Source organism: Staphylococcus sp. HMSC061G12 (assembly GCF_001838465.1).
GTDB classification, from domain to species: domain Bacteria; phylum Bacillota; class Bacilli; order Staphylococcales; family Staphylococcaceae; genus Staphylococcus; species Staphylococcus simulans.
In genome coordinates, this window is sequence record NZ_KV837138.1 from 1 (window position 1) to 544 (window position 544).

At 41.9% G+C, this 544-nt stretch carries 1 protein-coding gene; it reads right to left on the bottom strand.

Annotated elements, in window-relative coordinates:
- A partial coding sequence (locus HMPREF2937_RS09205) for a Rib/alpha-like domain-containing protein (RefSeq protein ID WP_257245382.1) occupies window positions 1-544 on the bottom strand: 544 nt, incomplete at both ends.

Consider the following 544-nt stretch of genomic DNA (forward strand, 5'->3'; position numbering starts at 1 on the left):
GTGTTGTTGTTTCACCATAATGTTTAGTTACCTCTCCTGCTTTAGGATCGTATTTCACATTATCTGGTTGATCGCCTACAGTAACTTTAACTACTACATGGTCTTTTGTACCATCTGGATAAGTGACTGTGACTGGCACTTCAAACTCACCGCTTGTTTTACCGTCAGGTACTTTTGTTGGATCTACAGTAATAACTGGTTGGTCGCCCTCTTTAGGGAAATCCGGAACACTTACTTTACCTTTGACTTCATCTTCAGTAGTTGCTGTGCCATATGGTTTTGTGATTTCTCCCGCAGTCGGTTCATATTTATCGTTTTGCGGTTGCGGAGTCACTGTAACTTGGACTGTTACGTGATCTTTTGTGCCGTCTGGGTATGTGACTGTCACTGGCACTTCGAACTCGCCGCTTGTTTTACCGTCAGGAATTTTTGTTTCATCTACTGTCACTGTGAATGGTTGGCCGTTTTCTGGATATTCTGGAACAGTAACTTTTCCTTTTACTTCATCAGGTGTTGTTGTTTCACCATAATGTTTAGTTACCTC